The sequence below is a fragment of the Fructilactobacillus hinvesii genome, assembly GCF_024029435.1.
GTDB classification, from domain to species: Bacteria; Bacillota; Bacilli; order Lactobacillales; family Lactobacillaceae; genus Fructilactobacillus; species Fructilactobacillus hinvesii.
On the sequence record NZ_CP097118.1, the window covers coordinates 561,087 to 574,110 of the forward strand.

At 45.9% G+C, this 13,024-nt stretch carries 13 protein-coding genes; 9 read left to right on the forward strand and 4 right to left on the reverse strand.

Annotation, left to right across the window (positions count from 1 at the left end):
* The 4 genes from M3M39_RS02655 to xylB all read left to right on the forward strand — a co-directional run bounded on the left by M3M39_RS02655 (position 1) and on the right by xylB (position 3,557).
* Entirely contained in the window at positions 1-579 is a 579-nt protein-coding gene (locus tag M3M39_RS02655; protein ID WP_252797683.1) for a guanylate kinase, read from the forward strand.
* A 50-nt stretch (positions 580-629) separates the two neighbouring features.
* Positions 630-1,160 carry a hypothetical protein gene (locus M3M39_RS02660; protein WP_252797684.1) on the forward strand — a complete coding sequence of 177 codons (531 nt, stop codon included), beginning with the start codon at positions 630-632 and terminating at the stop codon, positions 1,158-1,160.
* Between the two features lie 2 nt (positions 1,161-1,162).
* The gene (locus M3M39_RS02665; protein ID WP_252797685.1) at positions 1,163-1,960 is read left to right on the forward strand and encodes a DUF6681 family protein; all 798 of its coding nucleotides are present in this window, start codon (positions 1,163-1,165) and stop codon (positions 1,958-1,960) included.
* A 91-nt stretch (positions 1,961-2,051) separates the two neighbouring features.
* Positions 2,052-3,557 (forward strand): xylulokinase, encoded by a 1,506-nt coding sequence (gene xylB / locus M3M39_RS02670; RefSeq protein ID WP_252797686.1) that lies wholly within the window; start codon positions 2,052-2,054, stop codon positions 3,555-3,557.
* Positions 3,558-3,604: 47 nt separating this feature from the next.
* Here the strand turns inward: xylB and M3M39_RS02675 are convergent, their stop codons facing one another.
* From M3M39_RS02675 to M3M39_RS02685, 3 genes are all read right to left on the reverse strand, one after another.
* Complete coding sequence (locus tag M3M39_RS02675; protein WP_252797687.1) at positions 3,605-5,464, reverse strand: cation:proton antiporter family protein; 1,860 nt, start codon at positions 5,462-5,464, stop codon at positions 3,605-3,607.
* A 151-nt stretch (positions 5,465-5,615) separates the two neighbouring features.
* Positions 5,616-6,614, reverse strand: coding sequence for a D-2-hydroxyacid dehydrogenase (locus M3M39_RS02680; protein WP_252797688.1), 999 nt, complete (start codon positions 6,612-6,614; stop codon positions 5,616-5,618).
* Positions 6,615-6,689: 75 nt separating this feature from the next.
* Complete coding sequence (locus tag M3M39_RS02685) at positions 6,690-7,331, reverse strand: TetR/AcrR family transcriptional regulator (protein ID WP_252797689.1); 642 nt, start codon at positions 7,329-7,331, stop codon at positions 6,690-6,692.
* 124 nt (positions 7,332-7,455) lie between these two features.
* Here M3M39_RS02685 and M3M39_RS02690 point away from each other — a divergent pair, with 124 nt between their 5' ends.
* The 4 genes from M3M39_RS02690 (at position 7,456) to M3M39_RS02705 (ending at position 11,171) form a co-directional block, all read left to right on the forward strand.
* Positions 7,456-8,379: a metal ABC transporter solute-binding protein, Zn/Mn family gene (locus tag M3M39_RS02690; RefSeq protein ID WP_252797690.1), complete on the forward strand. Its 924-nt coding sequence runs from the start codon at positions 7,456-7,458 to the stop codon at positions 8,377-8,379.
* A 75-nt stretch (positions 8,380-8,454) separates the two neighbouring features.
* On the forward strand, positions 8,455-8,742 hold the full coding sequence (locus tag M3M39_RS02695; RefSeq protein ID WP_252797691.1) for a CsbD family protein: 288 nt from the start codon (positions 8,455-8,457) through the stop codon (positions 8,740-8,742).
* Positions 8,743-9,079: 337 nt separating this feature from the next.
* Positions 9,080-10,462 (forward strand): amino acid permease, encoded by a 1,383-nt coding sequence (locus M3M39_RS02700; protein ID WP_252797692.1) that lies wholly within the window; start codon positions 9,080-9,082, stop codon positions 10,460-10,462.
* 103 nt (positions 10,463-10,565) lie between these two features.
* Positions 10,566-11,171 carry a DUF975 family protein gene (locus M3M39_RS02705; RefSeq protein WP_252797693.1) on the forward strand — a complete coding sequence of 202 codons (606 nt, stop codon included), beginning with the start codon at positions 10,566-10,568 and terminating at the stop codon, positions 11,169-11,171.
* Between the two features lie 60 nt (positions 11,172-11,231).
* On the opposite strand, the gene M3M39_RS02710 is transcribed toward M3M39_RS02705, so the two are convergent.
* Positions 11,232-11,888, reverse strand: coding sequence for an NAD(P)H-binding protein (locus M3M39_RS02710; RefSeq protein WP_252797694.1), 657 nt, complete (start codon positions 11,886-11,888; stop codon positions 11,232-11,234).
* Positions 11,889-12,039: 151 nt separating this feature from the next.
* On the opposite strand from M3M39_RS02710, the gene M3M39_RS02715 reads away from it, so the two are divergent.
* Entirely contained in the window at positions 12,040-12,984 is a 945-nt protein-coding gene (locus M3M39_RS02715; protein WP_252797695.1) for an NAD(P)H-dependent flavin oxidoreductase, read from the forward strand.
* Positions 12,985-13,024: the final 40 nt, after the last annotated feature.

Sequence of the window (13,024 nt, forward strand, 5' to 3'; positions counted from 1 at the left end):
ATGACAGGAAAAACACAACCAGAGCATTACATCATCGTACTAACGGGGCCAGCCGGCGCGGGCAAGACAACCGTACAGAACTACCTGGCAACGGAAGATGGCATTCCTAAGATTATTACCCACACGACGCGTGCTCCCCGGGCGCACGAGCAACCAGGGGTGCACTACTACTTTGAAACGCCGGAGAGCTTTGCCAAACTGGATTTATTAGAAGCGGTTCATTACGCTGGCCACCAGTATGGATCCTCAAAAGAAGGCTTAGAACGCGCTTGGGCACACCACCAGGTGGCTTCGATTGTGCTAGACACCGAAGGAGCGTTGACCTACCGAAAACGACTGGGTAATCAGGCAGTGATTATTTACCTTGCGGTTCCAGAAACACAAGAACTGCACCGCCGGATGCTACAGCGGGGTGATTCACCAGCAGCTGTGCAGCAACGGTTACATAGTGCTGAAACTCAGCGTGATTTGGAACTTCCCGCGGAATTAAAAGACGTGGGGATTTACCTGCCGAATCAGGACTGGAACCAAACGACAGCGCAATTACAGCAAATTATTGAAAAGTTAAGCAACGATTAATTAATTTTTAAGGTTGCTTTGCCATACTAAAGGAAAAGGAGTTGAAATCTATGAACCGAATTCCACCATTTGTAACTCCGTTTGCGATCTTTGCCATTTGTTTGGCGCTGGGCGCAACTAACGTGGTTACCAACAAGGTGACCCATACCCAAGAAGGGGCCAAGGTGACCACCCAAAAAACCACGACTAACAATCAGGGTAATTCGAATTCTAATGACCAGCAAAATAATCCAAATAAAACTGATCAAAACAAGACGGATACGACTGATAAGAACGATAACCCCACGAAGAATAACGAGAATAATTCTGATCAAAAACAGAATAATAACGAACAAGATAACACCAAAAACAACGATACTAAGACCAACGACCAAACAACTGATGGCACGACCAAACAAAATCAGGGTGAGAATCAAACTAATAACGGCAGTAATACCCAAAAGAGTGAGAATAACAACTCAGAGACTACTAACTCCGAATCAAAACAAAGTTCGGGGAACTCTGGGAATGGCAGTTCCAGCCAAACCCCAACCAGTTCAACCTCAACCGGGAATAACCAGACTCAGGAAGGGGGTAACTAAGGATGTTTAGTTTTTTAGACGCGATTAACTCGTGGCTTGGTTACATCAACATTGAAGCCAAAACCAAGGGCCGGATTTACGATATCTTGTCGTTTCTAGGCGAGCTTTACATGGTCTACATTACCTACCGCTTTTTAGCCAACGGTTTTTGGGCGCGGGGCTTGATTTTACTATTGGTAACCGTGGTATTAGCCTACTTCCTCTATCTCAATACGATTTACTACTTTACGAATCGAACTTCCAAAATCGACATCACTCCGTGGATTTACAAGGTCTTGCACATTAAACCCCAACCACAGGCACAAGGGGGAACGAAGGTCCGTAATATTCCGGCTAACGGAATTTATGATAACCGCAAAACTATGCCTGGAAAGCTCACAATGAATGCCACCGAGCAGCAGTTTGTTAATCAATTAGCTGCCCAACTAATCCAACAGGGCTTGGTTAAGGCTGACTACGATGGGCAAAGTGATCGGGAATTAAAGCAACGATTACAACACGAACCCCAAGTGAATGCGATTGGGAAGGGAACCCTGCTCCCCTACTTTGCGATGCGCTTTGAAAACGGACAACACGTAGTGTACGCCGGTGTAAACGAAGCACATGCGCAACCAGTCGGGACGGTAACCCAGGTAGGATTACAACGAATTGATCAGGTTGATGCTAACCACGTTCAAATTTTTCTGGCCGCTGCGTACCTAACCGGCGGAAAATTTAAAATGTTAGGTCGGCGTGGAGTAATGGAAAAAAACGCTGACTATCAAATCGAAGTTGAAATTGCTTCTAAAGCAGCAGAATAAGCAAAAAAGGCCACCATCTCGGTGGTCTTTTTTGCTTTGGAAGCGCTTAAATCATTTATAATAGAGAAAAGTAAATGAGGAGGACAACGTTATGACAGAATGTGTGTTAGGAGTAGACCTGGGAACCAGTGCCGTCAAGGTTTCAGCGGTGGATCGAGCGGGAAACATTATTGCCCAAGAAGCATTTGATTACCCGCTGAGCCAACCCCAATCGGGGTATAGTGAACAGAATCCCAATGACTGGGTCATGTCAACCACGGTAGCAATTGTGCGGTTAATTTTGGATGATCACATTGATCCAGCTCAAATTACCGGGATTAGTTATTCCGGGCAAATGCACGGGCTAGTCCTATTAGACCAAGATTATCACGTGTTACGACCAGCAATCTTGTGGAATGATACCCGAACAACCGCAGAACGTGAAGAAATCGAACAAACGATGGGAGACGAATTCGTCCGGATTACCGGGAACCGGCCGCTTGAGGGATTTACCTTGCCCAAGTTACTGTGGGTTAAAAAACACGAACCAGAACTCTGGGACAAAACCGCTGTTTTCTTGACGCCCAAAGATTACGTTCGCTACCGGATGACCGGAAAGTTGGGAATCGATTTTTCGGATGCAACCGGAACCACGCTGTTAGACATTCACACGAACCAGTGGAGTCAGGAAATCTGTGACCGGTTTGAAATTTCGGACCGGATCTTACCACCGTTAGTCCATTCAGACGATTTAGTCGGGACCGTTACGGCAGAATACGCAGAGTTTTCGGGATTAAGTCAGGACACGAAGGTCTTTGGAGGTGGAGCCGATAATGCCTGTGGAGCTTTAGGAGCAGGAATTTTACGTCCGGAAGTGGTGTTATCTAGCATCGGGACGTCAGGCGTGATTTTAAAGTATGAAGATCACCCCACGGATGCCTACCAGGGACAGGTGCAAATGGAAGACCACGTGGTGAACGATGCCTACTACTCGATGGGAGTGACGTTGGCGGCCGGTTATTCCTTGAGTTGGTATAAAAAGACGTTTTGTGCGGATCTTACCTTTGAGCAGATGCTTAACGGAGCGGCTGCTTCAGAAATTGGAGCCCACGGACTCCTCTTTACGCCGTACATCGTTGGCGAACGGACACCGTACGCGGATGCCGAGGTACGGGGCAGTTTCATCGGAGTGGATGCGACCCAAACGCGGGGCGATTTTACCCGGTCCGTGATTGAAGGGGTAACCTTTAGTTTTCGGGATCTACTGGAGATTTACCGGCAGGCCGGCGCACATTTCAAGCGCGTGGTGGCAATTGGCGGGGGTGCGAAGAGCCCACTGTGGTTGCAGATGCAGGCTGATATTTTTAACGTTCCGGTGCAAAAATTGGAAAACGAGCAGGGCCCCGGTTTAGGGGCTACCATGATTGCTGCCGTTGGTTTAGGTTGGTATCCTGATTACCAAAGTTGTGCCGATCAATTTGTCCACGTAGATCAAGTTTACCAACCAATTCCGACTAACGTCGAACGGTACAATCAAATTTACGCACTGTATCACGAGGTTTATCCGCAAACGAAGGACTTGACCCATCAACTGCAAGCCTTAAAAGCAGATCATTAAAAAAACTCGTTCAGAAATATAACTTTCTGAACGAGTTTTTATTTTAACTAGTTAAGTCTGGCCATTTCCTCACGCACCTTAGCACTATCATCCGTATCAGTTGAGAAGATAATCTTGTCGCCCAGGCGCAGAATGGTATCTCCGGTGGGTTGAATGATCTGTTTGTCGCGGAAGATGCGGTTGACGGTGATTCCAGTTCCAAACGGTAGGTCTTTGATGCGGGTCCCAGCAAATTGACTGTTTTGGAGGGTCACTTCGTGGAGCTCGATGCTGTTTGATTTAATCATGTTGAAGGTGGATGGCACTTCAATCATTTCGCGCAGCATGGCAACGTTAATGGCGAAGGTATTGTAAACTTCGACGCCAAGGCTAGTGAGTTCCTTTTCGTGTTTGTTGAGAATGTTGCGGTCTTCAAACCGAGCAATCACCCGTTTTACTCCGTAATGCTTGGCTGCTTTGGCTAATTTGTAGTTGGTTTCTGAATCAAAGTAGGCAAAGACCGCCAGATCACAATCAAAGTATTCTTGGTCAATCAGTTGTTGAACGTCTAGACTAGGCAACAAATGAACGTTTGCTTCGCTGTTAAAGGTTTGGAAGTTCTTTTCTTTATCGGTGTAAACATTCACGTCATACCAGCTTTTTTCCAACTGTTGGGCCACGGGAATGGTGGCCATGTTAACCCCAAAAATATTAACCTTTAGTTTGTGATAAATGTCAGCTTTCGGGTTAAAGAAGTGGTTGAACGCCAGTGGTCCAATTAAACAGGTGATGATTGCTGCTAAGAGAAAGGCTCCAGATTGTTGACTGGTTAAGACCTTCATGTTGTTTGCCACGCTCAAGATGGCTAAGACCATGGTTAGGGTGGTCATTGGTAGTGCCATCCCAGCAATGGAATTTTGCCGATTAAAGCGTAGGCGGAAAATGGGATAGAGTCCTACTTTGGCAATGAGGTAGCCTAATAAAATCAGCGGGATTAACAACAAGGACTTTGGATCTGCCAGAATTTTTTTTAGGTCAAGGCCGACCCCACTCATGATGAAGAAGATGGGGATAAAGAACCCGTAACCAATTGAATCTAACTTGTCTTTGGTTGATTCGGATGGTTTTAACAGCTTGTAAACCATTCCACCAACGAAGGCTCCTAGCACGGCTTCTGATCCGACCGTCACGGCAACGACCGAGAGGAGAGCAATGATGAAGAAAGCTAGGCGGATGTCGACCTGAGTGGTGGATTTGTTGATCTTATCGAAGTAGTCAAAGAAGTTGTGGAAGCGGAGTAATAGTAACGCGGCAACTGCAAAGAGAATCAAAATGAGCCACAGCGATTTTGATTCAGAGCCAAAGATGGAGGCGTAAATCGTAAGCCCAAACACCGGTACGATTTCTCCTAAAGCGGAGATGAGCAAAATGGTTTGCCCAAAGGGGGTGCTGAGCGCACTGCGTTCCTTTAAGGCAGCTAACACGATTCCTAAAGAAATGGTCATGAAGAGAATCGAAGCTAACCAAACGTCGCTAAACATGCCGGTTACCTTGGTCAGGTAGCCAAGGGCAAAGGAAAGGACCACAATCGTTAGATACCCGTAAATTGCGAGGCGAACGGGAGTGTACTTAGAAACTTGTTGGCGCGCTTTTTTTTCGAGTTGACTGGGATTTTTGTTTTTGGGTCGAAAAAGATCGAAGTCAATTTCAATTCCACTTAAGAACAGCAGGATGATGACCCCGATGCTCGAAAGGGACGATAAAATCCCATCATGGGGACTGATCCAGTTTAATAAACTAGGACCGAGCACAATTCCGACCAGGATTTCAACAACCGAAGTCGGGAGGGCTGAAATTTTGAAACGACTGAGCAGCAAGGGAATCAATAATGCCGCCAGTAAAATAATAACTAAGGATAATTGATTCATAATTTCCTCCGTAGTGACGTGAGATTAAAAGAGTCAAGGTTAGTTATAAAAGATTTTTTCTGATTTGTCTACGAAAATGTTAAGAAAAAATAAAAACGGTTCCTGTTGCCCGAAAAAATGGGAGCAGAAACCGTTTATGGTGTGACAAAAATTATAAGTTTACTTCTTTATCAGATTTGCCAGTTGTTAATAAATCGAGGTTAGCATCCATGGCGAATTGAACCATGTTTTTAACGGCGACCTTAGTGTAAAAGGCAATGTGGGGCGTAATTAAAACGTTGTCACGTTGCATTAAATCTTTGAGCCGGGCGTCTGGAATCTTGTCAAAACTACCAAAGTTTGTGTTAAAGATTCCGACTTCGTCTTCGTAAACGTCAAGGGCTGCACCGGCAATCTTGCCGCTGTCTAAGCCCCGAATCAAAGCGTCGGTGTCAATCAAAGTTCCCCGTGCGGCATTGATAATCCGAATTCCGGGCTTCATGTGCGCGATGGCATCGTCGTTAATCATGTGGTCGTTTTCTTTTAAGGCGGGAGCATGAAGCGTCAAAATGTCAGAGTTTGCGTACAGTTCCTCGGGGGAATCAACGTAAATTCCTTCTTTTTGTAGCTCTGGGTTAGGATATGGATCGTAGGCGATCACCTTGGCACCAAAGCCTTTGACGATTTTAACTACTTCGCGACCAATCCGACCGGTAGCATAAACTCCAACGGTTTGTTGGTTCATTTCTTCGGCAATGTCTGGAGCCCACGTTAAGTCACCGTGGCGCATTTTATCTTCAAATTTTTTCGTATTTCTGAGGAGCCGCATCATTTCGGTAACGGCTAGTTCAGCAATTGCAGATGGAGAATAAGCAGGAACGTTAGTAACGTGAATGTCATTTTCCTTTGCGGCATCGGCATCAACGTTGTCGACTCCGACGTTTCGTAAGGAGAGGGCGTGAATGCCGTATTGACCTAATTGATCCAACACAGCCTTCGTGTAAGGCTTTTGTTGGTAAACAACGGCACCATCAAAGCCTTCAGCTTCTTTAACCGTTGTTTCATCAAGCAGTTTGGCTTCACTCTTGACCTCAACGTCTGGGTGCTTTGCTTCCCAATCCTTTAAATAAGGTGCTTCATCGTCACGAATTCCGTAAGCAATCATCTTCATGATTAAATTCCTCCTTTGCTGGTTCGACCTCATTATAGCATCTTTTCCACGGTGGACTTCAAAAGATTCGTCTTATTAATTCTGGACGGGAAGGCCCAGCCATTTTAACCAACTGGGGGTAAAAAAGCGCTCTAAATTATGGCTCAAGACCAGGGTTTCTGGTTGGGGATAATCGTGTTTGAGAATGTCACAGACGGTGGCGTAGAAAGCAAAAACGTGAAAATGCAACTCTTGGTAGTTGAACTGAAAGGTGATTTTGATGATGCCCCGTTCCTGCATCACGCTAATGACATGAATGATTTGCGTGGTGAAGTACTGGGTTGCTAATTCGGCTAGTTGGTCGTAGCGGGAGCCATCGGTCCGAAACAGCAATAGTCGTTTGAGCTGCTCGTTAGCGTAAAGGGTGCTAATAATTTGATCGAGATTTAGCACGGTTTCTTGCCAAAAAGCAGCCGCATTGGTTGACGTTAGACGGGCTAAGCCGGCGGCAAGCTGCTGGTCGTAAGCGGTGGTGAGCTGGTGTAACAATGGATCAAGCAACTCATCTAGTAGGGCAGCCTTTGAAGCAAAGTGTTGGTAAAAGGCTCCGGTGGTTCGATGGGCGGTCCGGCAGATCTCGCGCAGGGTGGTTTGTTCGTAGCCATGGTCTAAAAACGACGTTAATCCGGCTTGCAAGAGTAGGTCATGGGTGGTTTGTTTGGAATGAGAAGTAGCCATCTATAAGTCTCCTATCGAAATGGTTGCGATAATTTAGATAACAGTGTTATATTATTAAAAGAAATTAAAACAGTAACTAAATCTAATTAAATGAATGGTTTTATTATAGGAGGAAAACGGGAAAATGGCAAAATTACGGCGCTATGCCCTTATTTTCATAACACTGTTGTGCGCGGTGAGCTTAACGGCTTGTTCACTAGGAAAGCAGCAAAGTCAACCAGCACACCCCAAGCAAATTAAGGTGGTAGCCTCCACTAACATTTACGGGCAGATGGCCAAGGCCGTGGTCGGCAAGCATGGACAGGTAACTTCTCTGGTAAACAGTGGAGTGGATCCCCACGACTTTAATCCTAGTACCCAGGATGCAGACCGCATTAGCGTTGCCAATCTGATCATTCAAAACGGAATCGGATACGATGACTGGATGAATAAATTGGAACAAAATGCCAGTGACTCGGCGGTAAAGCTGAACGTAGGCAAGTTAATGAACAAGCAAGATGGGGATAACGAACATCTGTGGTATGACCCGCAAACAGCACCGAAAGTGGTTAATCGAGTCGTAGCCGAAGCTAGTAAGTTACAACCACAGCACCGCCAGGAATTTCAAAAAAATGGGCAGGCCTACCTGCAGCGCTTAGAAAAGGTTGACCAACTCGCTCAGATCAGCCAAAAGAACCTGAAAGAGCACCAACTGAATCGGAAAGTTGACGTTAGTGAACCAGTTTTTGATTATGCCCTGCAAGCCATGGGATATCAGGTGAATAATCGGAGCTTTGAAAATGCGACGCAAAAAGAAGTTGATCCGTCTCCAGCCAGCATTAAGGAGATGAAGCAGGATCTTACAAAGCGCCGAATTGCCTTTTTTGTAAATAATACCCAGACGGATAGTCGAATCGTAAGCCAAATGGTAGAGTTGGCAAATTCCCAGCAAATTCCAGTGGTACGGGTAACGGAAACCATTCCTAAGAACCAGGAATACGTGGACTGGATTACAAAGACATACCAGGAAGTATTAGACGTGCAACAACGAGAAATTAATGCCAAGTAAAATTAGTGGTTTAGAGTGGTCGAAACGCTAAAAATGTGCTACATTTAAACCACAATCAACAAGGAGGATTTAACCATGAAAAACTTACTTTTAGGACTTAGTTTAGCTGCCAACGTGGCCTTAGGTTACGTGGTTTTAAAAGACACGGATGCCTTAGCAGAATTGTCAGATGAATTTGATGACTTTAGCACCAAGGCCGCTGCCAAGTTTGATAACTTGACGGACCAAGCTGAAGGCAAGGCCAAACAAGTGAAAGGATCCTTGACGGATGATCCTAAAGAAAAATTGGCCGGTGATGTCGAAAACGGAAAAGGAATCGTTAAAGACAAAGTCGAAGACGTCAAAGAAGATTTAACTGATTAATTGGACTAATTATTGAAAAAGACCCTCTAGCTAGTAATACTAGGGGGTCTTTCAGTTCTTAGTGTTGGATGTTCCATGAGAGCCCGATGATTGCCAAAAAAATCAAAATCAAAGCAATTACAACGAGGGCATTTCTAATTTTCATAGGGGTTCCTCCTCGTTCCTAGTGTATCATGCTAGGGTAGCTAGGCAACTTAGTTGACAACAATTTTCAATCTTGATACGATGATGAACAGATTGTTTAAGAAAAAATTTATAATTTCCAATTAAAAATGTCTCGACGCCAAACCGACCTGATTTGAAACGGAGACATTTTTGTTTTAGAAAGGTGTTGAATATGGCTCATAAACCTGAAGTAACTGAAGAACAAGATCTAAACCGGGGCCTGACCTCCCGCCATGTGCAGATGATTGCCATTGGAGGTGCCATCGGAACCGGATTATTCTTAGGATCCGGAGAGGGAATTAAGTCGGCAGGGCCGGCCTTGATTCTGGCGTACTTAATTACGGGAATTTTCTCGTATCTAATGATGCGGGCGGTTGGAGAACTATTGCTCTCAAACCTGAAGTTTCATTCTTTCATTGATTTTGTTCGTCAGTACCTGGGAGAAAAATGGGAGTTTGCGATTGGCTGGGCCTACTGGCTCAGTTGGGCTAGTCTGGCCATGGCCGATTTGACGGCTTCTGGAATCTACATGCACTTTTGGTTTCCTTCGTTACCCCAGTGGATCATGCCCCTGATCGTGGTGACGGTCCTCGTGGCCTTTAACTTGATCAACGTGGCCTGGTTTGGAGAACTAGAATCTGCATTTTCGAGCATTAAGGTCTTTGCAATCTTAGCGTTGATTGTCGCGGGAATCGGAATGATTGCGGTGGGCTTTCACACTCACGGAACCACCGCTTCATTAGCCAACTTGTTTGACCATGGCGGATTCTTTGCCACGGGAATCAGTGGCTTTATCATGGCCTTTCCAATTGTAATCTTTGCCTTTACTGGAATTGAAATGGTGGGATTAACTGCCGGGGAAACAAAGGATCCCCAAAAGGATATTCCTAAGGCGATTAATTCGGTTCCCATGCGAATTGGTTTGTTTTACGTCGGTTCCATGATTGTGATTATGTCAGTGTACCCCTGGAATCAGATTAATCCTAGCCAGTCACCGTTCGTTCAAATCTTTGCGGGGCTGGGGATTCGGTATGCCGCTGACATCATTAACTTCGTGGTCTTAACCTCGGCCTTGTCCGCTGCTAATTCTGCAATCTTTTCAACCTCACGGACGTTATACATTCTGGGGAAAAACGGACAAGCACCGCAGTCGTTTAGTAAATTGTCGCGGCACAACGTTCCGTACGTCGGCATCTTGTTCTCATCAATTCTCTTTTTAGGGATTGTGTTGCTAAACTACTTCTACCCTAGCAAGATCTTCCTCCTGATTACGGGAGTAGCCACGATGAGCTTTATCTTCGTGTGGATCATCATCATGATTACCCACATTCGTTACAAACGAACCAACTCCAACCCGGCTGATCACTTTAAAATGCCGTGGTTCCCAGGTTCCAGTTACATCACGATTCTCTTTTACCTGGCTGTGTTAGTGGTCTTGTTAGTTAATGGGCAGACCCGACTCTCAGTGGTTGCAACGGTAATCTTCTTTGCGGCCATGATTGTTGGTTACGTTCTATTTGACCGCAAACGGAAACGAAAATCATCAACAAACTAAACAACTAGAGGACTCTCGATCGGGAGTCCTCTTTTTTAGTGGTTGCAGTTTGATATTATACGTTTTATAATATTAAACGAAAATAATAAGACGAGGTGAAATCATGAACTTTCAACTATTAAAACAAAAAACGTTACGTAATTTTGCCGGAAACTGGGGAACTGCCATTTTAATTGGCCTTCCGTTTGTAATCGTGACGTATTTTACGGCATCATCCGGGATTCTATATGCCGTCCTCGGGAGTTTTGCAACGGTCGGGATGGTGTTGACGTTTAGCGAGTGGTTCGACTTTAACCGTGCACCAGCTTCTCCGTTAACCACCACTTTTCGGAACATGCTCTCAACCCCACGCCCCTGGGGACCGTTTTTACTTTGCATCGTGGTGGAAATCTACACGCTGTTGTGGTCACTGTTGTTGATTATTCCCGGCATCGTAAAGAGTCTAGCTTATTCCCAAGCCCTCTTTATTTACCGGGATCACGTAATCAGAGGAGAAACCGCTCCGGATCTTAACGAGATCATTACGGAGAGCCGGGCGTTGATGGATGGCCATAAAATGGAATTATTCTGTTTGAACTTGTCCTTCATCGGGTGGGCCATCTTGTCGTTTTTGACGCTGGGAATTGGGTTATTCTGGCTGGTTCCGTACTACGTGGGAACAATGGTGAACTATCACGAAGCTTTGGTTGCCGGTGGCGACGTTATTTAAGGTATTTAAAAAGCCAGTTCCTGATTGAACGTCAGGAGTTGGCTTTTGTTGTGCAGAAAATTAAAGTTGGTCAAGCGCGGTTACAATGGGAGTCTCTCCACTTTGCATCGTAATTACTTTTTGGTTCGTGTGGGGGTTTTGCAGACTCGCTGCTAAAACTGCGGCTACGTCTGGAATCGGGTTGCTAGCACTGTGTTGCGTTGGATTCAAAGTGACTAAGCCCGTTCCTGCTTCCTCTGTCAGAGAACTCGGTTGCAGGATGGTATAGTTTAAAGTCGTGCGGTGGCTGAGATAATCATCGGCCATGAACTTGGCTGCTTGGTAGGCTTGTAAACTTGCGTATCGATCGTGATTGAGCCAGCTGTTGATGTCTAAGGAACCAAAGGAACTTAACATGATGTAGCGCCCCACGTGAGCAGCTTCAGCAGCAATCATCGTCTTGATAGCTCCAAAACTGTCCACGTTGACTAAGTCAGTTCCCCGGGAACCAGCCGTAAAGTAGATGGCATCCATGCCGGTTTCTAACTGGGTCAGGTCAGAGAGACTGGCCGTGGCTAACTCTAATTTTTCGACATGGACGCGGTCTAATGCTGCTAAAGCTTCCGCTTTCGCTGGGTGAGCAGCAGCAATGACAATTTCGTTGTGTTGATCTTTTAGTAATTCGTGGGTTAAAGCGGCTCCGACCCGGCCAGAACCACCAATAATCATAATTTTCATTGGTAAAAATCTCCTTTTTAGTTTCTAAAGGGTCATTATAACGGTTCCGGATGTTTTTTTCGAATGGTTTGCATGTGGAGACGTGGTTCTTGTGTTTGTAGCCGAACTCTAGTAAAATCAATTACTAAAAGTAAGTAAAGGTGGAATAAACATGCACAATCGAGTGACAGACATTTTGCAAACAAAGTATCCATTAATTCAAGCGCCGATGAACTGGCTAACAGATGCCCGGTTAGTGGCGGCGGTCGCAAATGCAGGGGGATTAGGTACATTTGGCCCCAATGCTGGTCGCGATTCCCTGGCTCAAGAGGGGATGCAGATCATGGAAAAGCAGATCAAACTAGCGCAAGCGCAGACGAACGGGTCGATTGCGATGACCCTAGGATTGAATCCGCAGGGGGAAGATCAATCCTATGCCCAACGAGTGTTAGAGCGTTCGTTGGCACTTGGCATCCGCTTCTTTTTGGTAGGGGGCGAACCAGATGAAGCGATTTATCGGCAAGTGAAAGCGGTGGGAGCAATCCTGATTGCGCGTAGTTACAATCCAACCCCAGATGAAGCACGGCGGCAGGTAGAACTGGGTGCTGACTTAATTGTGGCAACGGGATACGACGAAGGGGGCGTGATTCCCACCCATGGGAACGGGACCTTTACGACGGTTCCCCGGATTGCGGATGCCGTTTCAATCCCAGTGTTAGCTGCCGGCGGAATTAACGACGTGCGTGGAGTCAGAGCAGCAATGGCATTGGGAGCAGAAGGGGTCTTTGTGGGGAGCCGCTTCTTGGTCACCCAGGAAGCCCGAACAGCACCCGTGACCAAGCAAAAGATTATGAAGAGCACCGCAGAAGATTTGCTGTTAGTAGCTCCCAACCAACGGTCGCTTTCAAACGAGAGAATGAAGGAACTAGCCCGGCGGTTTAAAGCTGGTGATCAGACGACTTTCCACCAAACCCGAGAAATGGGCGGGGTGCGTCCGGCAATGCTCCACGGTAAACTAAAAGAGGGCGAAATTAGTGTTAACACGGGTTTAGATTTGATCCAAACCGAACCTACCGTCGCCGAATTAGTGGCGGAATTAATGCAAGATTTTAACTAAAAAAAGAAGTGCCATTTGGCACTTCTTTTTTTGATTAGCA

Excerpts from the sequence above, each read along its gene's own strand:
- M3M39_RS02665 (WP_252797685.1), top strand. The coding sequence starts at position 1,163 with ATGTTTAGTTTTTTAGACGCGATTAACTCGTGGCTTGGTTACATCAAC.
- M3M39_RS02675 (WP_252797687.1), bottom strand. The coding sequence starts at position 5,464 with ATGAATCAATTATCCTTAGTTATTATTTTACTGGCGGCATTATTGATT.
- M3M39_RS02690 (WP_252797690.1), top strand. The coding sequence starts at position 7,456 with ATGGCAAAATTACGGCGCTATGCCCTTATTTTCATAACACTGTTGTGC.
- M3M39_RS02680 (WP_252797688.1), bottom strand. The coding sequence starts at position 6,614 with ATGAAGATGATTGCTTACGGAATTCGTGACGATGAAGCACCTTATTTA.
- M3M39_RS02705 (WP_252797693.1), top strand. The coding sequence starts at position 10,566 with ATGAACTTTCAACTATTAAAACAAAAAACGTTACGTAATTTTGCCGGA.
- xylB (WP_252797686.1), top strand. The coding sequence starts at position 2,052 with ATGACAGAATGTGTGTTAGGAGTAGACCTGGGAACCAGTGCCGTCAAG.
- M3M39_RS02715 (WP_252797695.1), top strand. The coding sequence starts at position 12,040 with ATGCACAATCGAGTGACAGACATTTTGCAAACAAAGTATCCATTAATT.
- M3M39_RS02685 (WP_252797689.1), bottom strand. The coding sequence starts at position 7,331 with ATGGCTACTTCTCATTCCAAACAAACCACCCATGACCTACTCTTGCAA.
- M3M39_RS02660 (WP_252797684.1), top strand. The coding sequence starts at position 630 with ATGAACCGAATTCCACCATTTGTAACTCCGTTTGCGATCTTTGCCATT.
- M3M39_RS02700 (WP_252797692.1), top strand. The coding sequence starts at position 9,080 with ATGGCTCATAAACCTGAAGTAACTGAAGAACAAGATCTAAACCGGGGC.
- M3M39_RS02695 (WP_252797691.1), top strand. The coding sequence starts at position 8,455 with ATGAAAAACTTACTTTTAGGACTTAGTTTAGCTGCCAACGTGGCCTTA.
- M3M39_RS02710 (WP_252797694.1), bottom strand. The coding sequence starts at position 11,888 with ATGAAAATTATGATTATTGGTGGTTCTGGCCGGGTCGGAGCCGCTTTA.
- M3M39_RS02655 (WP_252797683.1), top strand. The coding sequence starts at position 1 with ATGACAGGAAAAACACAACCAGAGCATTACATCATCGTACTAACGGGG.